Origin of the sequence: Sphingomicrobium sp., assembly GCA_036563485.1 — a bacterium.
GTDB lineage: Bacteria > Pseudomonadota > Alphaproteobacteria > Sphingomonadales > Sphingomonadaceae > Sphingomicrobium.
This window is the reverse complement of the sequence record DATCMI010000001.1, coordinates 2043791-2062992: the sequence shown is the minus strand read 5'-3', so window position 1 is coordinate 2062992 and position 19202 is coordinate 2043791. Positions and strand designations below refer to the sequence as shown.

The window sequence follows — 19202 nt, the reverse complement described above, 5'->3', positions numbered from 1 at the left end:
GGCCAGTCTCGGGAACAAGCCGCCCGTGCGCGCGCTCTTCGGACGATGGACGACGACATTCTCGATTGCCTGATCATCGGCGGCGGGCCGGCTGGATTGACGGCCGCGATCTACCTCGCCCGCTTCCACCTCGACATCCTGGTGGTGGACGGCGGCAAAAGCCGCGCGAGTTGGATCCCGTGCAGCCACAATCATGCGGGCTACCCGGACGGGATCAATGGCAAGGAGCTGCTTCGCCTGATGCGCGAGCAGGCGCAGAAATACGGCGCGAAGATCAAGACCGAGCAGGTGACCAAGCTGGAGCGGGACGAGGACGGCATCTTCACCGCGACCTGGGGATCCGGCTGCGAGCGTGCCCGCAGCGTTCTGCTGGCAACCGGCCTGACCAACCGCCGCCCGCCGATGGACGAGGACTTGCATGACGAGGCCCTTTCCCAGGGGCTGATCCGCTATTGCCCGATCTGCGACGGTTATGAGGTCACAGACAAGAAGGTCGGCGTGATCGGCAGCGGCAGCCATGGCGTTGCCGAAGCTTTGTTCATCCGCAGCTACACGCCCGACATCACCCTGATTGCGCCGGATGCGGCGCTACAGCTCTCCGAGGAAGACCAGCAGAAGCTTGAAGAGGCAGGGATCGAGTGCGTCGACGGCCCCGCGCAGGCTGTCGCGATTACCGGCAAGTGCATCGTCGTCGATACTGCCCAGGGCCATTATGCCTTCGACAGCGTCTATCCGGCGCTCGGGTCGGACACGCACACCCAGCTCGGCGACATGCTTGGAGCAAAGGTGGCGGACGACGGCTGCTTCGTCTGCGACGATCACCAGCGGACGACGGTGCCGGGCCTGTATGCGGCCGGCGACGTGGTGCACGGGCTCGACCAGATCAGCCATGCAATGGGCGAAGGAGGCGTCGCCGCGACCACCATCCGCAATGACCTCCACAAGCTAAGGCCGCTGATGCGTGAGCCGCTACGCGTCCTGGAAGAAGCCGAGAGCGGCACCTGAATCAACTGTATTGCAAGTCTAATACACTGTGGTAGGCTGACCCCGTGCTACGGAGAAATCAGCCTTGCGTACCAGTGCCATAGCCGCGGCGCTCGCCGCTGCCTCCGTCGCCGCCCTCGCTTACGGACTGCGCGTCGACCGGCCCGAAGTCGTCACCACCGGCGCGAGCGTCAGCGCCTCGCTCGAGCGGACGATCAGCATGGGTGATTCGCCGGGGCGGCAGCCGCGGTTCAGCGCGGATTCCCGCTTCCTCGCGGTCAGCAATGCCGCCGGCGCCGTAACCGTGTTGCGGGCCGCCGACTGGCGGCCCGTGCGCCGTTTCCACCATCGAGGCGGCGCAACCGCGGTCGCATTCGGCCAAGAGGGACGGACGCTCTACACCGCTGGCTACGACGGCGCGCTGCGTGTCTGGGACATGGCCGCAGGCCGCCCGATCCACGCCATACAGGCCTCGCCCACCACCATCTGGAGCATGGACGTGTCACCCGACGGGTCGCGGCTCGCGACCGCCGGCGAGGATGCCACGGCGCGAGTGTTCCGTCTCGACAGGCTCGGCCAGGCTCCCCTCACGCTGCGCGGCCATGATCGCAACATCTGGGAGGTGCGCTTCAGCCCGGACGGGAAACAGCTGGCGACCGGGAGCTTCGACTATCGGGCGCGGGTGTGGGACCTTGCGACCGGCAAGCCGCTGCGCGACTTCACCAAGCACAGCCAGGCGATCGTAGGGCTCGACTACCGGCCCGACGGGCGGATGATCGCCACTTCCGGCGACGATTCCACGATCCGCCTGTGGCGGCCGGGTGACGGCCGGCAGCTGCGCGTCATCAAGACGGGCAACCACACCTACAATGTGGATTTCAGCCCCGACGGCCGCTGGCTTGCGAGCGCCGGGCGGTCACGCTCGGCGCTGGGCACCTTGATCTACGGGTTCACCGGGCTCGGCCGCGGCACTGCGCCGGTGCACATCTGGCGAGTGGCGGACGGCGCGCTGGTCGCGGCGCTGCCGCAGCCGAACGATGTATTTCAGATGACCTATGCGCCGGACGGACGGCACGTCGTCACGTCCGACGACGACGGGCGCGTGCGAATCTGGCGCATCACCCCGCGTTAGGCGAGGAACTCCGGGTCCAGGACGATCTTGCCGTCGACCAGGTCGGCAATGCCGTCCCGGAACGGGATCAATGACGTCTTGCCGTCACCCAGTTCGATTTCGAGCAGGTCCCCGGCGCCGTAATTCTCGACCGCCGCGACCGTGCCGACCGCATTCCCCTCGCCGTCTACTGCCGCGAGGCCGATCAAATCGGCGTGATAATATTCGCCTTCCTCAAGCGGCGGGAGCGCGTCGCGCTCGACTTCGACCAAACTGCCGCGCAGCGCTTCGGCGGAGGAGCGGTCGGATATGCCTTCGAACCGCGCCACCGCAAGCTTGCCGCTGTCGCGAACGGAAAGGAGGCGCCTTTCGACGCCTCCCACATAGACACTTTCATGAAGCCCGACGCTTTCGGCGCTGCCGGCAAAAAGCTTCAGGCGAACCTCGCCCTTAATACCGTGAGCGCCGGCGACCGCGGCAAGCGCGACCTTGCGCCAGCCGCGATCGTCAGCAGCCAATTACTCGGCCTTCTCGGCGGCGCCTTCGGCAGGCTCGGTCGTGCTTTCGACCGCCGGAGCGTCCGCAGTGGCCGCTTCCGGCGAGCCCTCGGTCGCCGGAGCGGTTTCGTCGCCGCCTTCGGCCGGCTCGTTGGTCGAGGCGCCCTGCTCCTCAGGAGCTTCGGCCGGCGATTCTTCGGTCGCAGCTTCTTCAGCGGGCGCGTCCGTCGCGGTTTCGGTAGCTTCGGCGGTCACGGCCTCAGCCTCGTCCTGCGGCGCGGCAGCCTCTTCCTGCGGGGTAGCAGCAGCTTCGGCGGCGGCTTCAGCGGCTTCCGCTTCCTTCGTCGCGCGGGCCTCCGCGCGCTCGGTCGCCTTCTCGCCTGGCTTCGCCTTGTTGGGGTTGTTGCGCGCGGCGCGCTCCTTGATGCCGGCGGCGTCGAGGAAGCGGAGGACGCGGTCCGACGGCTGAGCGCCGACGCTCAGCCAATGCTTGATGCGGTCGGCGTCGAGCTTCACGCGCTCCGGCGAATCCTTCGCCAGCAGCGGATTGTAGGTGCCGACCTTCTCGATGAAGCGGCCGTCACGCGAATTGCGGCTGTCCGCAACGACGATGCGGTAATAGGGCCGCTTTTTGGCGCCGCCGCGGGCGAGACGAATTGAAACTGCCATTCCTTAAGTCCTTTCAGTGAGTTCGATTATTTCTTTGAAAATTTGTCGAAGCCGGGTGGGAGGTTCAACGGGCTGCCTCCGCCGAGGCCGGGGAGACCTGCCCCGCCGCCGAGGCCGCCGGCCGGCAGCGCGCCGGGAGGAGCAAGGCCACCGAGCGCACCTTCAAGGCCGCCCTTGCCGAACATCGCTGCAAGTTTCCCGAGGCCACCCATCTTCTTGAGCCGCTTCATCGCGTTCGACATTTCCTGGTGCATCTTCAGGAGCTTGTTGATCTCCTGAACCGTCGTGCCGCTACCCTTGGCGATGCGGATCTTGCGCTTGGCGTTGATCAGCTCAGGCTTCGCACGCTCCTTCGCGGTCATTGACGAAAGCATTGCTTCCATGTGGACCAGTGCCTTGCTGTCCGCGGCCTTGTTCGCCGCGTCCTTCATGCCCTTGAGGCCCGGCATCATGCCGGCGAGCGCGCCGAGGCCGCCCATGCGCTGCATCTGCTGAAGCTGGGCGCGCAGGTCGTCGAGGTCGAACTTGCCCTTGGCCATCTTGGCCGCGAGCTTCTCGGCGTCCTCGACCTTGATCGTCTCGGCGGCCCGCTCGACGAGGCTGACGACGTCGCCCATGCCGAGGATGCGGCCGGCGACACGATCCGGGTGGAAAGCCTCGATCTTGTCGAGCGCTTCGCCGACGCCGGCGAACTTGATCGGCTTGCCGGTGACGGCGCGCATCGACAGCGCGGCGCCGCCGCGGGCGTCGCCGTCCATTCGGGTGAGCACGACACCGGTGAGGTTGACATCGGCGGCAAAGCCCTTGGCGACGTTCACCGCGTCCTGGCCGGTCAGCGCATCGACGACGAGCAGGGTCTCGGCCGGAGTAGACGCCGAAGCGACCGCCTTCATCTCGCTCATCAGCTGGTCGTCGACGTGGAGACGGCCGGCGGTGTCGAGCATCACCACGTCGTAGCCTTGGAGCCTGGCCGACTGCAGCGCGCGCTTGGCGATGTCGACCGGCTGCTGGCCGGCGACAATCGGCAGGGTGTCCACATTCGCCTGGCGCCCAAGGACCGCCAGCTGTTCCTGCGCAGCCGGGCGAGCGACGTCGAGCGACGCCATCAGGACGCGTTTGTTCTCGCGATCCTTGAGGCGCTTGGCGAGCTTCGCCGTAGTCGTCGTCTTACCCGAGCCTTGGAGGCCGACCATCATGATTACGGCCGGCGGCGTGACGTTGAGGTTCAGTTCCGCGGTCTCGGAACCGAGCGTCTCGACCAGAGCGTCGTTGACGATCTTGACGACCATTTGTCCCGGCGTGACCGAGCGGAGGACTTCTTGGCCCACCGCCTTTTCGGTGACCTGTTCGACGAAGTCGCGAGCCACCGGCAGCGCAACGTCGGCTTCGAGCAGCGCAACGCGCACTTCCCGCATCGCCGCGCGCACGTCCGTCTCCGTGAGCGCGCCGCGCCCGCGAAGCCGGTCGAATACGCTGCCGAGCCGATCGCTCAACGTGTCGAACATTCAAATCTCCTCATCGTGCCGGGCGCCCGATATGGGGTGCGAAACGCAAAATACGCCGGCGGACGAAACCTCGTCGGCCAGCGTGAACGCGCTTCGTGCCCGCTATCGGGCGCTCGGCATCGATATATGTCCGTTAAGACGCTGCGGCGCTTAGCCGGATGCGCGGCCCACTTCAAGGTGCACGGAAAACAGTAGCAAGTGCACAGGTCCTGTTGCGGCTGGAGCCCTTCCCCTACGCTCAGCCCACACGCTCTATGTGTGGCCGGGCACGACGATCCGTCTCCGTTCACCCGAACTCGCCGCACGATCGGAAACTGGTTCGAAGCAGGACATCGTCCACTTCGGGACTATCTTTAAGACCATGTAAGCTGCCCTTCCCTTTACCTGAGGTGCCAACTGGGAAGGGAGCACGGCCGATGCAGCGATGGCGACACTTGGGTGCGTTGATCGCGTGCCTGCCGATGAGCGCCACCGCGGGGGGGGTGGAAACCGTCTCGCGAGCAACCGTAGGGATTTTCGCCTACCTGCCGCCGCGGGTGACCGTGAGCTTTCCCTCCAACCTCGGCATCAATCCGGTCGTGTGCGTCAGCGGCAAGCCCGACAAATTTTACCTTTCCTTGGACCAGTCCGATGATGTGCGGGCAACTCAGACCGGGAACGGCACCTGCGCGGTATTGAACGGGATTGGCGGAAAGGACGCAGGCGTGCACACGATGCTCATTATCCCTGAATGACACTATTCAGAAACGCTGCAGCGCGGAGCTTTCTGGGCCATCAACCTGATATTCTACAGCCGCGGCGGCATCGATCGTGGTGGTCCAGGTTGTGCCGGCATAGAGCCGCTTGCCCGGCAGGGCTGTGCACTTTCCGAATGGATCGCACTGCTTCCCATGATGCAGCACGAGGCTTGCATTCCCGTCGTTGCGGAAATCAATCTTCTGGCCGCTGCGGATGCCGATCAGCTGCACGTGGGCGGAAGACGGCCGCACAAGCACCAAAACGTCGTAACCCACCAGCACCTTAATCCCCGACGCAGCGCTTTGCAGCTGGCCTGCGACAGGCTTCACCGTGACGCGGAAGACCCTTTCGCGCACGGGATCGCTCGTAAGGGCCGCAAAACGCAGAAGCTTACGCTGCCCGGGCTCAAGGATGATCCGGTCCGGAGCGACGAGCAATCCGAGCTTTTCCGGATCGCGTTCGTGCCGGTCGCGCTGGTCTGCGGTACCCGGCGCGACGATCTCCCGCGGCTCGACCGCCACGAAGGCACGTTCCGCTGAGCGATTGATCACCTCCACATCGTGACGGTCGCGCTTACCTGGTTCAAGCTCCACGATCAGGGAACTAAGCACCAGCTGCTGCGCCGCAGCCCCAGCGGGTGGAGCCGTCATCGCCAGCGCAATGGCGATCTGGTAACTTATCCTTTTCAGCGGCATATCAGCTTCCCAAGCGATGCGAAGTCTCTAGGCGCGTTCACCTTACCAAGCGCGATGTTACAAGGCTGCCCCGACGACCCGCTTACCCGGATAGTCTCACCCGCTACCACGTCCACTTGGAAATGCCCTGCCGCGTCGGTCTGGCCAACGCCCTGAGACGATTGAACGATTGCATCCGAGATTGGCAAACCAGCGGGTGTCAGCGCCTGGGCATATATCGTGACGGTCTTCTGCACGCTCCAGCGAAGCTGCTGCACATTGCCGGGGTAGAGCGTGACCTCGCGCAAGCCTGCGTCGAAGTTGACCGCACCGGCAGTTAGCGCTCGCAAGCGTACAGCATAAGAATGATAAGGCTGCAGGAAGAGCGGAAGGCGCGATCCAGCACTGAGATGGCCCCGCGGCTGGCCGTTGACGAGAACCTCAAACCGGCTGGGTGATGGTCCATCAACGGCCACCACAAGCGCGCTATCAGTTAGATCGCGACCGCCAAGAACAATCTGATCCTGGCCGCCGGCGACTGCGGTCCAGAAGTTAAGACCGAACTGAGTGTCCTTCGGGCCTTGAAGCGTCCGCCAAATGTCACCTTGCGCCGAGCCAAACCGGGTTAACGCACTAACTTTGGCATGCCCGACCGTCGAGTCCATCGAGCGATCGACTCCGGCAGTAAGCGTCACTTGGGTCCGATCACCGCCCTGGTATGCATATTGCCCAGAAAGACTGCCGACCCCGCGCGTTATCCGGCTGCCCACCCCTGACGAGCCGCTGCGGCTCGCGTGGCCAGCCGAGTTAACGAACGACATCCGGCCAACGGCTGAGTGAATCTGAAAGCCGACGAAGCTCGCCATCGTATTCTGGGTTCGCTGCGCATTCGCCTGCAGCACAAGCTGGACTGGACCGCGGTTGATCACCGTCCAGCGTAGATCGGGGCCGATCGAAAAACCGGCTCGGTGCCCATTATCCTTGCGCAATGAACCAATGACGGACAGGTAGGCGCGCCCAAAAGCGTAGCCGATGCTGCCACTCGCCTGCAGATAGGAGCCCCCAAGCTGCGCCGCCGTAAGTGGAACCGAGTTGAAGGCTGGAACTTCCTCTTGGACCGGCAGCAACGGTCCCCCGTCCTTAGTCCAAACGCGGCGCGCATCAAGGTTAAGCGAGAATCCCGCAAGGTCTGCCGATTGCACCTGAAGAAGCGCTGCCCGATCCCCAACAGACGAAAGGAGCGCCGCGGCGCGTAGCCGAGCGGGTTTCATGATAAGCCAACCGCCTGCCTGCACTAATGTCTTTTTGCCTGTGCCGATGACGGAAATGTCCGCGGCCACAGCCTCGCTCAGGCGGCGCGCGGTGCCCATCTGGTAAAAGAGCTCCCGCGAACGCTTGGCCAGCGGCCGGTCGCCGGTGTTGCCTAAGAGGCCGGCGTAAGCAAAATACATCGGCCTGCCGACGGGGGCGATGTGCCCGTTCTTAACGAAAAAGCGATGCTCCTCGCGAACTCGCCCCCCCAACTCATGAACACGAAGGACGATCGAGTAGGCCCCTTCGGGCAAGGCGGCGGTGTCGATGATGTTGTTACCCGCGTCATACCCTCGTGAACTGACGAGCCGCCCGTCGATTAGCAGGTCGACGCGCGACGATTGGTTTAGAAACAAAACTAGCGGCGTGCCCTGAAGGTTGTCGCGGTCGGTCCGAGTGTCGAACTGAGTCGCGGCACCAATGCCGAGCATTCGTCGCCGTCCAACAAAATCCACGCCGGGTGCCCAAAACAGGCCTCCCGACAATCGAAGGTCGTTGCGGTCGATCTCGACCACCAGATCGTCGACGAGCGTGCCGCTGTGTGACGCAAAGGCGCCGTCAGCGCGCAGCCTAGCGTTACGAAAGCCGATCAGAGTGCGGTTCTGGACATTGTAGGTCGTCGAGCTGCGCGCTGACCCCGAGATTGCCACTCCGATGGCGCTCGTCAGCGACAAGGGGGCGGTGGGTGGCCTAAGATACGACCGACTGAATGCGGCGCGGGGCTTTAGAAGCCAGGGCGCAACAAATACATCCACGCGGAAGCGGTCCTCATCGAAAATGGTCGCAGCGGTGCTGGGCGCCAGATCGCCGCAGTTCGGGGTCGCCGATGAACCGCAGGCGAGATCAGCGTGGCTGGGCAGCTCGCCAGATAAAGCGCGCACGAGCTGATTCCGATCTGCAAGATCTGGGATGAGAGCAGAAACCTTAGTCGGATCACCGAATCGGATGAACCCCGGCCGCGCGATCACTCGCGCCTCGCCAATTTTCTCCCCGCCGAAATAGACGTCGATAAGCAGCGCTCGAGGCCGTCCAAGCTGTTCGAACCCATCCGGCGCTGAAATGACGGTGATTCCGCCGGAGGCCTCAGACCCCTTCTCGGCCGACGAGACAGTGGCATTCGGCACTGCGATGGCCGCTGCCATCCTCAAGAAGATCGCGAGCAGCATACTTCACTCGGGCGCGATGGTGAGCGACAGCGTTCCACTGTACGCGCCGGCGGTAGTTCTCGACAAAGCGGCGGAGCGCAGCACGACGATCAGGGTTGCGGTGGAGATCGGGCCGTTTTTACAGCTTTGCTTCGCGCCCGCCGCAACCTGCCCAGTCAACGGCACATTGGGCGCTAGCTGAAATCCGGAGGATTGTCCGGTCCCGCTGTTCCACTGCACCTCATACCCGAGCGACTGCCCGCCCGAGCTTAAGGTGAAGGCGCCGCCCGCCCCGCCGCCGACCGCAGTCACATTATAGCCGTCGGTCTTCGAGCCGCTAAACACACAAATGTTTTGTGCGGAAATCGCATCGATCGAGAGGTCGCTCAGCGTTCCGAACGTCACATCGCTAAGATCGTCGATACTGACCTTCTGAGCATGTGCCGCGGACACCGCGAAGCCGCTGACTGCTGCAACCAGCAAAGTGAACAAGCCGCCACGAAGCGCTCGTCCGCGTTGTCCACGTCGTCCGCGCCGCCCTAGCGGGGCGGCAGTGGTTAGCCGCGGCACCGCCCAGACTTATTCGGGAGCGACCACCAGGTTCAGCGTCCCGGTGTATGCGGTGGCACTGCCTGCAGCTGCCTGCATCTGCGCGGTGCTGAACTTGACGATCAAGCTAGCGGTCGTCGTCGGGGCGCTTGCGCAGGTTGGGCTCCCTGCCGTCGACGTGAGCCCCGTCAGCGCGGTGTTCGTCGTGAGGGTGGTCCCGGAAGTCTGGCCCGTGCTTCCGGCCCATTCGACACCGTAGGCAAGCGTCGAGCTGCCATTGCTCAAGGTAAACGCGCCGCCGGTACCGCTGCCGGTTGCCTTAACATTATAGCCGCGCGTCGAGGTGTTGCTCCAGACGCAGACATTCTTCGCGCTCGATGCGGCCGTTGAGGGATCAAGCGTGCCGAAGGAGAAGTCGGACAGTCCGCTGATCTGCACTTGTGCTGGAACTGTTGCAGTGATCTGAACCGACCCGTTTGATGTGTTACCGAGACTTCCCTGCGTAGCAGCCACTGCCGGTTGCGCGAACAAGGCGCAGCCCGCGGCCAGTACGCTACGGGTCTTATTCTGACCTGTCATGATTTGCCCCCACTAGGTTCAGTAAGTGAAATTCGGTTTATACAGAATCGGAGTAAAGAATTTCTATACGAAAGTGCAGTTCGACCGGAGCGCCAGAAGTGGTGCCGCGCCGCTGCGGTATCATAAGCAATTTCTAAGCGAGCGCTTCAAAATGGCGGTCTGCGGTGTTCGGGAGCGATATACGTCGAAGGTGCTATCTCCGTTGCAAGATGGGCCGAACATTGTGCAGAGCAGCCGAACCGCAACGCGGGGCGGCAGTTGTCCCGCCCGGCTGCACGTAAGATCGCGCAGAGGCGCGACCGGATTCCCGCGATTTCGGGGGGATTCCAGCAGCGAAGCTGAGCCGCGCCGCAAGAGCCGCCAATCTGGCTCAGGAGCAACGCGTTGATGGCCGATTTGCTCGCGTTTTTTTCAGAAGGTTACTAAAGCGTGTTTTTCCAGTCTGTCGAGCATGAGCGTGTTTATAGATTCTGCTAACGGCTCATAGCCTTCGTCGTGCCCACATTTCACCCGCCGTCCGCCCGCAAGCTTGTCGGCATATGCATGATTCTGCTGCTGATTCTCATTTGGGCGGGACTCGTCGCGAGTCTTGCCCAGTTGGTCGGGACATGGCCTGTAATCGTTCAGGCTCTATTCTATCTCGTTATGGGAATAGCCTGGATCATCCCGTTGAAACCGCTGGTGAGATGGATGCAGACGGGCAGCTTGCGAAATCCGCAGGCGCCGAAACGTTGAACTGAGTGTATTAGGGGGGTATACCACCAAGAATGCCTGAGGCTATTGTCCTTGAACGCCCGTTTGGCGGGCTGCCGGCGACTGCGATGCGGTTGAAGAACCGTGCGCAGCTGCTTGCCCGCGCGTACCCGCGTGAGACGATCGGCCTGGGTGTGCTTGGCTTCGTAGCCTTTGTCGCGGTCGGCACCGCTGTCCTGCCGGGTGTCACTGCCCCGGCCGCGCACGCGGCGCCGCCGGCCCCGCCGCCGCTGATCATGAAGCAGATCGCGCCCGACCAGGCGGTCAAGGTCAATGCCGAGATCCCGCTTGCGAGCGGCCCCAACCCGGCCGCGCGGCCGTTCGTCTTCCGCGGCAGCGATACGGCGCGCGCGCAGGCGCTCCAGTGCCTCGCCAGCGCCGTTTACTACGAAGCTGGCAACCAGGATGCCGACGGCGGACGTGCGGTTGCCCAGGTCGTGCTCAACCGCGTCCGTCACCCGGCTTTCCCGGCGACGGTCTGCGGCGTCGTCTACGAAGGATCGACGCGCACCACCGGCTGCCAGTTCACGTTCACTTGCGACGGCTCACTTGCGCGGGCTCCGGCCGCGGACGTCTGGCGACGCGCCTACAAGATTGCCGAGGACGCCCTCGGAGGCGCGGTGTTCGCGCCGGTCGGCTGGGCCACTCACTACCATGCCAATTATGTGCTGCCCTACTGGGCGCCGACGCTTGCCAAGAATGCAGTGCTCGGTGCGCACATGTTCTATCGTTGGGCGGGCGCCTGGGGGCAGCCCGCAGCGTTCAACGAAGCTTATGCCGGCCGTGAGCCGATCGCCGCGGCCTTGCGAAGTGCCGCCTTGGCTGTGCCGCGCACCGTCCAGACACCTCCGGAGCAGGAACTCGCCGAGGCGGTGAAGGAAATCCCCGGCGCGGAAGCGGTCAAGCTCGAGCCGTCGATGCGCGGCGACAAGCGCGTTGCCGTCCGCTTCAACCTTGCCGCGCGCGAGGCGTCGAACAAGGCCGTTCCCGAGGTTTACGAGAAGAAGTTCGAGGCCTCGGACAACCTCAAATGGTCTTTGTCTTCCGACACCACCGCCGCGGACCAGCAGCCGCTCGGCAAGCCTGCACCAGCGGTGAAGTCCGGCGGCGCTGTGCTCGGCGGCGCGGAGCGCTAATCGGAGGCTGTGTCCTCCGAGTGTCGGGGGACTTCAGGCGGAGGCTCGCGCGGAGCCAGGGCAAGCTCGACGCGAAGCCTGACTTTGTCGAGGCGGCCGTCGATCGCCAGATAATCGTCCGATAGCACCGACGCGGCGCTCCATTGACGTCCGGTCACCGCAAGTGGCGCGAAGGGTCCAGCGTCACGGAGCGGATCGCGGTCCTCTAGCCCGACCACGGCATTGTCGAAGGCGGCGCAGCGGTCGAGCAGCTCGACGCTGGGCCGCTCGCGCAGCTGCCGGTGACACTCGCGGCTAAACGCGGCGAGCGCCATCTCGTCCTTCGTTTCGTGCAGGTCCACCGCTTCGGCGATTGCATTGTCGATCGCACGCAAATTCAGCGGCTCCTCCATCGCGTTTACCGGGTGGCGGCCGCGGTGCTTGGGCGCGGCGGGCTTCGGGAGTGCGAACCGCTCCGTAAGCTGCAGGGGAACTTCGGTGGCGACCAGGTAGCCGCCGGCTCCAAATGTCAGTAGCGCAAGCGCCGCCGTCCACGGCCAGCGGCGCCGCCTTCGGCGTGGCCGAAGGTTCTCGTTGAACTGCAAGGGATCGACGAGCGCCCTGCCGCCCCGGAGCTCCCGGTAGGCATGGATGATCTCGGCTGCGCGCACCCCGTCGCCGCCCTCCCGATCCGGATGATATTGCTTGATCAGCCGGCGATAGGCGGCATCGATCGCGGCGGCGTCTGCGCCCGGCTCAAGCCCGAGAACGGCAAATGCGGAGGCTCGTCCGGCCATGCGACCGGCGCCCTAACCCACTGAAACATCATGTGTGAAGTGGCGCGAGTGACGGGGCTCGAACCCGCGACCTCCGGCGTGACAGGCCGGCGCTCTAACCAACTGAGCTACACCCGCGTTTTGGCGTGGGGGGCGGTTACGAGGCGGCCTTTGGAGTGTCAACCATCGCCGGCTGCATTTCCTGCCGTTCGTCAATCTCCTCTTCGTCATCCTCCCCGGCATGGGTCAAAGTTCCATGCTCGAACAGGAAGCCGGCGATGTCGGGCGTGCCCGCGGCCGAGAAGATCGTCTTCATGATGATCAGCAAGGGCACAGCAAGAAGCGCGCCCGTCGTCCCCCAGATCCACGCCCAGAAGGACAGCGAAACCAGGATCGACAGCGGGCTGATGGTGAGCCGGTGGCCCACGATCAGCGGCGTGAAGAAGTTCGCCTCGACGAGATGCAGTCCGATGAAGATCGCCGGCGGCACCAGTGCCCCCCAGATGTCGCCGAATGTCATCAGCCCGCCCATGAACAGCAGCAATGCCGCGACGATGGGGCCCAAGTACGGGATGTAGTTCGCGACCGCGACGATGCCGCCCCACATGATCGGCGACGGCATGCCCGCCCACCACAAGGCGAGCGCGGTGATCGCGCCCAGGCTGACGTTGATGAGGGTGATAGTGCCAAGATAGGTCGAGGTCGCGTCGACGACCTGCTGGATCACCCGCGCGGTGGTCAGCGCCCCTTCGAAGCTGCCGCGGCTGACGATCGTCTTCTTGCGCATGGCCGTCCAGCCGGCGAGGAAGAAGAAGATCACGAGCAGCGCGAAGAACAGCTGGATGAGCAGGTGCGGCGCCGAGCTCAGAAGCAGGCTCGACATCGAATTCGGAGTCTCGATCCGCACCGCCCGAGTGCTTTCCTGCGTGATCGCGATCTGCGAGACAGTCCGGTCGATGAAGCGGTCGAGGCTCTTGTAGAGATCGAGGACCGGCTCCAGCGCTTCCCGCACTTGCGGCATCTTCGTTGGAACCTGCGCCACCCAGTTGCTGGCCGGCAGCACGATCGAGGCCAAGGCGAAGATCGCCAGCAGCAGGAAGATGACGACGCACAGCGCCGCTGAGAGCTTCGACGGAAGGCCCCGCCGCTCGAACCATTCAAGCAGGGGCACCAGCGCGATCGCGACCACCAGCGCGGCCGTCACCGGCATGAAGAATTCGGCGCCGCCGCGGAGCGCGAACGGGAGGACGACGATCAGGCCGATGCCGGCGATCAGGGTCAGCGAGGCGAGCAGTCGGTCGCGCTTGATGGTGATCGTCTCGGCGATGACGCGCGCGTCATCCTCAGTGTCGTCGAGCTGCCTGCGGGTCCGCGCGTCCATGAACAGCAGCATAGGGCGACGGCCGCTGCGCCGCTAGCTGCTTGGTACCCCCGGGGAGGATCGGGCGCAGCAGTACATTGCTGAAGATCGCCTGCTGAGGCACTGGGAGCCATGCTTTTCGCAATCGTGGCCTGCTTCTCGCCCTGGGTGGTCGACGGCGACAGCCTGCGCTGCCGCGGACCCGGCGGATATGTGGGGGAAGTGCGGCTGCTCGGGATCGACGCCGCCGACCGGCGCTCGTCGCGGCCGTGTCGGGAGCGGTTCGGCAACCATCGCTGCGACGATCGGCTCGCCAAGGCGGGAAAGGCGTCGCTGATGCGTCTCATTCGGCCGTTGCGCGCGCGGGGCGAAGTCCTTCGTCTCGAACGAGCTGGACGAGACCGGTACGGCCGACTGCTGGCGATCGCCTGGGCCGGCAAGGTGAACCTCAACTGCCGCCAGATCGAGCAGCGAGTCGCCCGATACATCCCCGACTACGACAACGGATTCGCCGTCCGGCGCGCCTGTCGCCTCCGCTGAGACGAAAATTTTGGGGATAATGGCGGGTCAATGCTTGCGTCGGGGCCGACTCACGCATTTACCGGAAGACGGTGTGGGGCTCGTAGCTCAGCTGGATAGAGCAGGTTCTTCGTAGGTCCCCGGTCGCAGGTTCGAATCCTGCCGAGCCCACACCAAACAAGCTACGAGCGTCACGGGTGTAACGCACCTTTGCAGATTTGCTAACAGCTAAAATGCGCCGCGGCGTCCTCCTCGACCCATTTTGCGGCGGTGGAGCAGCAGCGTCAGCGCAGCGGGACGGTGTCCACCTGGACTCGCGCCCGCTTGCCGCCGCAGCGCGAACAGCGCAGCCGCTCGGCGTAGCTCTTGATCGGTGTCTTGCCGAAGGTGCGGAGCGCCTCGAGCCCGCCCATCAGCCGGCTGTTGCCGCAGGCGCAGTCGATCCGCACCACGCAGTTGAACCGCATGAGGTCGCAGGCTTCGCGGACGTTCTTGTTCGACACGTCCGCCGCTTACGCGCAGCGGAACGATTCGGGAACATCTACAGGCCGCCGACGATCTCACCGTTGGTGATAAAGCCGTGCCACAACCCTCCTGCGGAGCCGTCGATGGAAGGCGAAACCGTCACATCATCGAACGTCGCTTGCTCGATGTTGTCGATGCGCCATGGGGCGGCAGCATTGGCCGGCTGCCACTTTCCGTCAGTCGCTGCACCGCTCCGCTTGATTGCTTCAAACTGGCTGTCAGCACCCCGAAAGATCGGGGCCGGTTCTACGATCACGACCTGCCACCACGCGTGATCAGTCGGACACCGGAAGATCAGCCCAAACCGCCGCCCGCCTCTGGTGAGCCAGTGCGGATCCAGTTCGGCCAACTTCATCCGAACAGCCTCCCCAGCCACCCGCGCGTCGCCTTCTTCACCGCATCCGCGTCGCGCTTCTCGCAGCGCTCGACGATGCCGATCGCGTCGGCCGTGCGCCCGTTGGCCTGGTCGAGCCGCCCCGTCTGCGCGTCACCGAAGGCGATCCAGTCGCCGACATTGTCGCCCTGTGGCAGCTCGGTGCCGGGGACACCGGCTTTCCAGCTTTCAGGGACGAGGCTGGAGCAGCCGGCAGCGCTCGCTGTCACGATAGGCGGCGCGCCTGCACAAGCTGCGCAGGCCAGCATCGCGAGCAGCGGGATTGACCGGATCGTTGGCGCCAGGCGCATTGCGGATCTCCTGTTCGTTGGTTCGGGTGAGGGTCTCGGATGCGGCCTCGCGCTCGCCGGAGCTCGCGACGGTACCGACGGCATCGGCGGCGCTGTTGGCCAGCGCGCCGGTCTGTCCGCGCTCGAGGCGGCTCTGCGCGGCCTCTGATCGGCGCTTGTCGCACGACCGTACCGTCAGCCCGACAGTGGCGATCAGCAGCACCAGGGCGGCCAGCATCCCGATCAGGCGCAGCGGCAACTCGTTCATCGGCGTTCCTCCATCCAGGCCACCAGGATGTGGCTTCGGCCGAGCATCAGCGCGGCGACATATTCGTGGCGGCCGTCGGCAATCTCGAAGGTCTCGCCGTCCCAGCGGCCGTTCGGCGGCGGAAAGGAACAGGCGGAGCCGAGTTGCAGCAGGCGGCGGTGGGCGGCTTCGACGTCGCCGATCGCCATCCGCGCCCGGCATTTGAGCCGCACCTTGTCGACGGCGACATATCCGGTCCTGACGATCGCGCCCGCCGGCACCGCGAAACTGCGGTCCGCGACGAAACCGCTCAACGGCGCGACCGCGCCTTCGCCGGGCGAGCCTTGGCCGCAGGTTGCGGCTCGGGCGGGCAGTCGCTGACCGCCTTCGCGACCGTGTTTTCGGCGCGCGCCCGGTCCTTGGCGTAAATCCACGCCGCGGCACCGCCGAGCACGGCGGCCAGTCCGCCGCCAAATCCCGTCGGGCCGAGCTCGATCGGCAGCCCGAGCGAGATATTCCACCCCGCCCCGCCAAACATCGCCAGCACGGACAGCGCGCCGCCGATGCGCCCGATGTCCCAATGTTCGTTGCCGACGCCCATGAACAGGTCGCGAAGCAATTTCATACCAGTCCTTTCAAGCAGACCTGACGCTCCTGCTGGCGGCGTGTGGTGAGGCCGCGCACCGCCCGCAGCTGGCCGTTCACCCGCGCCTTGTTCCACGAAAGGAAGGCGTCGCAGCCGCCGCGAAAGTCGCCGCGGTCGAAGCGTTTGTCGGCACTCGACCGGCACCAGGACCCGACCCCGATATTGTAAGCGAGGCTAGTCGCGGCGGCGCGTTGCCAGTCGCGGCCCTCCTCCTTCAGCCGAGGCGTGCAGGCCATGACGCCGCTGGCATGGGCAACGAGCTGCGCCTCGAGCCGCTGCCGGCACCCTTCCGGGGTCTCGACCATCCCGGCGCGCACGCCGCGCGTGTCGCCCTGGCAAATGGTCCAGATGCCGGCGACGTCGCGGTAGGCTCGATATTCCGTGCCTTCATGCTTGGGCACGCTCGCGAACAGGCTCGTCGCCGCCACGGCCCCGACGATCGCCGCGAGCGGTCCTTTCTTGCTGTCGAGCACCGCCGACGCGCCGGTGGACAGCGGCGATGCCGCCTTCGACGGCGGATCCGCGCGCTCGGCCGCGTCGATCGCCGCGTCGAGCCGCGCGACTTCGCTTGGCGTGAAGGCCCGCCCGCGGAGCCGCCGCACCGCGTCGAAGATCGGCCGTCGGTTCACGGGCTACTCCGGTCGTTCGCGGCGCAGGTCGCCGATCAGATGCGCGCGAGACTGGCTGTTCTGGGCAATCGTCCGCATCAGCGCGTCCACCTTGCCGTTGAGCTCGGCGATGTCCTGCTTGTGACGATCCTCCTGATCTCTCAGGCGATCGTCGCAGCTCTTGCGCTCAGCGCGCATGTCTTCCTCGAACTGGGCCCGATCGATACGCTGCTGGCTTTCCAGCTCGGCAACGCGCTTGAGCAGGTCCTGCCGCAGCGAGCCGTCGGATTCATTCTTCAGCTTGGTGAGCGCAGGCCACCCCTTGATCAGGGTGATGATGGCCAGGAATACGAGGCTCCAGACGCCGAGGCCTGGAGCAAGCGGAAGGAACTTTGCAGCAACATCAAACTCGTTCATCGCAGCCCCCTGGCGATCCGCCACGCTACAGCGGCGCCGAGCGCGCCAAGGGTTGAGAGGGTGTAAAGCCCCGCCCACACGACCAGTTCGGCGCTGGACATGACGGCGATGGCGTCCGGAAAGATCAGCCAGCGAATGACGAAGCCGGCTTGAAGGAAGCCGACGAAGGCGAGCGGGCTGACGATCACGTCGATCGGGTCAGGGCGTGCGGGACCGTGCCGCGGCGAGCGCCATATCCGCGTCACCGCCGGCACGAACAGCATCGCAACGACGAACCAGAGCCCGCCGCTGACGATCTGGAGGATGGTGACGATTGCGGGCATCAGGCTTTCGCCTTCAGCGCTTCGATCTCCTTGCCCTGCTGCTCGACGATCTCGGCAAGTTCCTGAAGCGCTTTCACCGCCTTCATGTAGAGGATCGAGTAGTTGACGCTCTTCGTCGTCGTTCTCAGCTTGCGCCGGCGTTCGTTGCCCTTCTTGTCGGTGTACGTCTCGTAATCGGGCGACGAGGCGACCAGCCCCGGCGAAACCTTTTGCACCTCCTGGGCAATGAGGCCGATCTGCTCCGGACCGTCGGGATCAGCCTTCAGTCGGTACTTGCGGACGCGCAGCCTGCGGATGTCGTCCAGTTGCGGAGTGGCATCGCGAATACCCGTCTTGAGCTTCGCGTCCGAGATCGCTCCGTAGCTGTTGTTTGCGTTTACTGCGTTGCCGTTCGACCAAACAACAAACTTGGTCTGGGTGCCGTCCTCGCAGAGAACGAACTGATTTGACGCCGCATTCGGAGAAGCTGTGTAGCTGATCCGGATCCCGTTGGGCGCCGAAGCGTGCTTGTTGTGGACCCGCAGACCGTATGTGTTCCCCGACTGCACGAACTCATGCACGGTGTTCGCCGTCGACGGATAAGTACCGTCGTTCGAAAAACGCGCGTAGCCTTTGACGTCAAGCGCGACGCTGGGCGTCGACTTCTCCCCGAGCTTCACCTTGCCGACGAAGTAGTTGTTGGCCCCGCCGTCGTCGCCAAACCCCCACTTTCCAGTTCCCGCCGTCATTTTGCTGATGAAGCCGATGGTGGTGGGAGCGCCCGCGGTCATGTTCTCGCTGACGAAGCCCGCGGCGACCGAAGTCACCTTGGAGGCATGGCCCTGGTTGTCGGCTCTAAAGCCATAGGCAGCAAGCGTTTTACCGGTCCCGGCGCCGGGGGTGTCGAGGTCGATAGCCGAACAGTTGAAGCCCATGCAGAACTGGGCGTTTCCGTTGCCCTCGATGGCGTTGTGGCCATCGAAAGCAATCAGGAATCCGGCGGTCCCCAAGTTCGCTGATCCCGCCAGACCGAGGCGGTTATATGCGACGATCGAACGACTGTCGGCAACGTCGCCACCGGTGTGGTAGAGGTCTGAGCCGATCTCAAAAGGACGGTGCTCAGCCAGGCCGTTCGTCCCGCTGAGCTGGCTAAAGAGCTTCACAATATCGGCGCGAGAAGCATTCGCCGCAGCACCGGTGAAGTTTACCTGCCTAAACCACAATTCATTTGTGCCCGCCGGCAACGCGCCTTGCGCGACGACCCCGCTCTTTAGCGCCGTCGAGACCAAAGCGTCGATCGCGACGAACTTGTCGCGCAATGCATTCTTGGACGGCGCGATGGTTCCCTCGCCGTCCCATGTCGTTGCGTCATACGCGCTATTGTCGATTGAGAGACCACCACTGCCGCCACCGCCTCCATCGCCGGTCGCCTCAACGGTGAGAATGTCAGTGATTGGGTCGCGCGACAGCGCGATCCCCGCACCAGCGCGGATCTCAGGCATCTTCTCT

At 64.6% G+C, this 19202-nt stretch carries 25 protein-coding genes and 2 tRNA genes; 7 read left to right on the top strand and 20 right to left on the bottom strand.

The window, feature by feature from the left end:
• The first annotated feature begins 45 nt into the window (after positions 1-45).
• Positions 46-1005: an NAD(P)/FAD-dependent oxidoreductase gene (locus tag VIL42_10855; protein ID HEY8593344.1), complete on the top strand. Its 960-nt coding sequence runs from the start codon at positions 46-48 to the stop codon at positions 1003-1005.
• Between the two features lie 64 nt (positions 1006-1069).
• Positions 1070-2116, top strand: a complete 1047-nt coding sequence (locus VIL42_10850) for a WD40 repeat domain-containing protein (GenBank protein ID HEY8593343.1) — start codon at positions 1070-1072, stop codon at positions 2114-2116.
• Here the strand turns inward: VIL42_10850 and rimM are convergent.
• From rimM to ffh, 3 genes are read right to left on the bottom strand one after another with little or no spacing between them, the layout of a single operon-like run.
• Positions 2113-2613, bottom strand: coding sequence for a ribosome maturation factor RimM (gene rimM, locus VIL42_10845; protein HEY8593342.1), 501 nt, complete (start codon positions 2611-2613; stop codon positions 2113-2115). The two genes, VIL42_10850 and rimM, sit on opposite strands and share 4 nt — an antisense overlap.
• Positions 2614-3261, bottom strand: a complete 648-nt coding sequence (rpsP, locus tag VIL42_10840; GenBank protein HEY8593341.1) for a 30S ribosomal protein S16 — start codon at positions 3259-3261, stop codon at positions 2614-2616. It lies immediately after the preceding gene.
• 26 nt (positions 3262-3287) lie between these two features.
• Positions 3288-4766: a signal recognition particle protein gene (gene ffh, locus VIL42_10835; GenBank protein HEY8593340.1), complete on the bottom strand. Its 1479-nt coding sequence runs from the start codon at positions 4764-4766 to the stop codon at positions 3288-3290.
• 434 nt (positions 4767-5200) lie between these two features.
• Here ffh and VIL42_10830 point away from each other — a divergent pair, with 434 nt between their 5' ends.
• A complete protein-coding gene (locus VIL42_10830; GenBank protein HEY8593339.1) occupies positions 5201-5500 on the top strand; it encodes a hypothetical protein in 300 nt (99 codons plus the stop codon).
• A 6-nt stretch (positions 5501-5506) separates the two neighbouring features.
• Here the strand turns inward: VIL42_10830 and VIL42_10825 are convergent, their stop codons facing one another.
• From VIL42_10825 to VIL42_10810, 4 genes are all read right to left on the bottom strand, one after another.
• A complete protein-coding gene (locus tag VIL42_10825) occupies positions 5507-6199 on the bottom strand; it encodes a hypothetical protein (GenBank protein HEY8593338.1) in 693 nt (230 codons plus the stop codon).
• Entirely contained in the window at positions 6190-8655 is a 2466-nt protein-coding gene (locus VIL42_10820; GenBank protein HEY8593337.1) for a TcfC E-set like domain-containing protein, read from the bottom strand. The genes VIL42_10825 and VIL42_10820 overlap by 10 nt, the downstream gene beginning before the upstream one ends.
• A gap of 3 nt (positions 8656-8658) precedes the next feature.
• Entirely contained in the window at positions 8659-9126 is a 468-nt protein-coding gene (locus VIL42_10815; protein ID HEY8593336.1) for a hypothetical protein, read from the bottom strand.
• Between the two features lie 87 nt (positions 9127-9213).
• Entirely contained in the window at positions 9214-9621 is a 408-nt protein-coding gene (locus VIL42_10810; GenBank protein HEY8593335.1) for a hypothetical protein, read from the bottom strand.
• A gap of 636 nt (positions 9622-10257) precedes the next feature.
• Here VIL42_10810 and VIL42_10805 point away from each other — a divergent pair.
• Together VIL42_10805 and VIL42_10800 are read left to right on the top strand one after the other, a co-directional pair.
• Positions 10258-10497, top strand: a complete 240-nt coding sequence (locus VIL42_10805; protein ID HEY8593334.1) for a DUF2842 domain-containing protein — start codon at positions 10258-10260, stop codon at positions 10495-10497.
• A 32-nt stretch (positions 10498-10529) separates the two neighbouring features.
• Entirely contained in the window at positions 10530-11651 is a 1122-nt protein-coding gene (locus VIL42_10800; protein HEY8593333.1) for a cell wall hydrolase, read from the top strand.
• On the opposite strand, the gene VIL42_10795 is transcribed toward VIL42_10800, so the two are convergent.
• The 3 genes from VIL42_10795 to VIL42_10785 all read right to left on the bottom strand — a co-directional run bounded on the left by VIL42_10795 (position 11648) and on the right by VIL42_10785 (position 13787).
• Positions 11648-12427 carry a J domain-containing protein gene (locus tag VIL42_10795; GenBank protein ID HEY8593332.1) on the bottom strand — a complete coding sequence of 260 codons (780 nt, stop codon included), beginning with the start codon at positions 12425-12427 and terminating at the stop codon, positions 11648-11650. The two genes, VIL42_10800 and VIL42_10795, sit on opposite strands and share 4 nt — an antisense overlap.
• 40 nt (positions 12428-12467) lie before the next feature.
• A tRNA-Asp gene (locus tag VIL42_10790) sits at positions 12468-12544 on the bottom strand.
• A 19-nt stretch (positions 12545-12563) separates the two neighbouring features.
• Entirely contained in the window at positions 12564-13787 is a 1224-nt protein-coding gene (locus tag VIL42_10785; GenBank protein ID HEY8593331.1) for an AI-2E family transporter, read from the bottom strand.
• A 111-nt stretch (positions 13788-13898) separates the two neighbouring features.
• Here VIL42_10785 and VIL42_10780 point away from each other — a divergent pair, with 111 nt between their 5' ends.
• Positions 13899-14306, top strand: coding sequence for a thermonuclease family protein (locus VIL42_10780; protein ID HEY8593330.1), 408 nt, complete (start codon positions 13899-13901; stop codon positions 14304-14306).
• Positions 14307-14382: 76 nt separating this feature from the next.
• Positions 14383-14456: transfer RNA gene (locus tag VIL42_10775), tRNA-Thr, on the top strand.
• Positions 14457-14569: 113 nt separating this feature from the next.
• Here the strand turns inward: VIL42_10775 and VIL42_10770 are convergent.
• Genes VIL42_10770 through VIL42_10725 form a run of 10 tightly spaced genes read right to left on the bottom strand, consistent with a single transcriptional unit; the run spans position 14570 to position 19195 of the window.
• Positions 14570-14788 carry a hypothetical protein gene (locus VIL42_10770; protein HEY8593329.1) on the bottom strand — a complete coding sequence of 73 codons (219 nt, stop codon included), beginning with the start codon at positions 14786-14788 and terminating at the stop codon, positions 14570-14572.
• A gap of 38 nt (positions 14789-14826) precedes the next feature.
• Entirely contained in the window at positions 14827-15165 is a 339-nt protein-coding gene (locus tag VIL42_10765) for a hypothetical protein (protein ID HEY8593328.1), read from the bottom strand.
• Positions 15162-15413 (bottom strand): hypothetical protein, encoded by a 252-nt coding sequence (locus VIL42_10760; GenBank protein ID HEY8593327.1) that lies wholly within the window; start codon positions 15411-15413, stop codon positions 15162-15164. Before VIL42_10760 ends, VIL42_10765 begins: the two co-directional genes overlap by 4 nt.
• On the bottom strand, positions 15373-15741 hold the full coding sequence (locus VIL42_10755; GenBank protein HEY8593326.1) for a hypothetical protein: 369 nt from the start codon (positions 15739-15741) through the stop codon (positions 15373-15375). The genes VIL42_10760 and VIL42_10755 overlap by 41 nt, the downstream gene beginning before the upstream one ends.
• Complete coding sequence (locus tag VIL42_10750) at positions 15738-16034, bottom strand: hypothetical protein (protein HEY8593325.1); 297 nt, start codon at positions 16032-16034, stop codon at positions 15738-15740. Before VIL42_10750 ends, VIL42_10755 begins: the two co-directional genes overlap by 4 nt.
• Positions 16031-16345 (bottom strand): hypothetical protein, encoded by a 315-nt coding sequence (locus VIL42_10745; protein HEY8593324.1) that lies wholly within the window; start codon positions 16343-16345, stop codon positions 16031-16033. The genes VIL42_10750 and VIL42_10745 overlap by 4 nt, the downstream gene beginning before the upstream one ends.
• A complete protein-coding gene (locus VIL42_10740; protein ID HEY8593323.1) occupies positions 16342-16995 on the bottom strand; it encodes a lysozyme in 654 nt (217 codons plus the stop codon). Before VIL42_10740 ends, VIL42_10745 begins: the two co-directional genes overlap by 4 nt.
• A 3-nt stretch (positions 16996-16998) precedes the next feature.
• Positions 16999-17391: a hypothetical protein gene (locus VIL42_10735; protein HEY8593322.1), complete on the bottom strand. Its 393-nt coding sequence runs from the start codon at positions 17389-17391 to the stop codon at positions 16999-17001.
• Positions 17388-17714, bottom strand: coding sequence for a hypothetical protein (locus VIL42_10730; protein ID HEY8593321.1), 327 nt, complete (start codon positions 17712-17714; stop codon positions 17388-17390). The genes VIL42_10735 and VIL42_10730 overlap by 4 nt, the downstream gene beginning before the upstream one ends.
• Positions 17714-19195 carry a tail fiber domain-containing protein gene (locus VIL42_10725; GenBank protein HEY8593320.1) on the bottom strand — a complete coding sequence of 494 codons (1482 nt, stop codon included), beginning with the start codon at positions 19193-19195 and terminating at the stop codon, positions 17714-17716. The genes VIL42_10730 and VIL42_10725 overlap by 1 nt, the downstream gene beginning before the upstream one ends.
• Between the last annotated feature and the right edge of the window lie 7 nt (positions 19196-19202).